This is a genomic window from Streptomyces lushanensis (genome assembly GCF_001700515.1).
Classification (GTDB): domain Bacteria; phylum Actinomycetota; class Actinomycetes; order Streptomycetales; family Streptomycetaceae; genus Streptomyces; species Streptomyces lushanensis.
In genome coordinates this window covers 1-710 of sequence record NZ_MAUD01000500.1, presented here as the reverse complement: position 1 = coordinate 710, position 710 = coordinate 1, and the positions used below count along the sequence as shown (strand labels likewise).

1 pseudogene is annotated in these 710 nt (G+C 65.4%); it reads left to right on the top strand.

From position 1 onward, the window contains the following. Positions 1–328: pseudogene (locus BFF77_RS37325) on the top strand (transposase family protein); the annotation flags it as partial. Between the last annotated feature and the right edge of the window lie 382 nt (positions 329–710).

Genomic DNA, 710 nt, shown 5'->3' with positions numbered 1-710 from the left:
TTCACGACCTTCGCGCGGCATTCTCGACTTCCTGGCCGAAGCCGGATCCGCTGTTGGGCCGACAAGGGATACCAAGGAGCCGGTGGAACCGTCCGCGTGCCCTACCGCGGTCGCTGGGAGAAGCTCTCCGCAGGTCAGCAGGCAGTCAACCGCGCCCATGCCAAAATCCGGGCACTGGGCGAGCGGGCCATGGCCACGCTCTAGACCTGGCGACTGCTGCGCAAGCTGCGGTGCAGCCCCCTGTATCACCAGCCTTGTTCAGGCCATCCTCACCCTCCACCTGACCTGCTCAAGCCAAGGCTTCCGGCGGGGCTTCTGCGTTGTCTGACGGCAGTAGTTGACNNAGGTCGTGAAGCCGGGTGCGTTGAGGGGCCTGGCAGGGGGGTGATGTAGGTGAGGCCGCTGTCTCGTCAGTCCGGTTCTGCCGGTTCGCTTTCTTGTTCTGCCGCGCCTTGTGCTCCTTGAGGGAGCGGATGCATGTGGTCGGGAGAGCGATACAGCGTTCGGACGTCTCAGCATTGGCGGGGCGCGACTGTCTCCGGGAGGTGACGGCGCGCGGCTGCGTCCGTAGGCCGATGGGACATCCGCCCGGGCCAAGGGCGCCTACCCGTACGCGGCACGCCATCGCCTCGCGAGAAGCTCGCCAGTTCCAGCGGACGGCAAAAAGCAAAGGGCAAGGAGATCTCTCTCCCCGCCACTCTCAACGTATA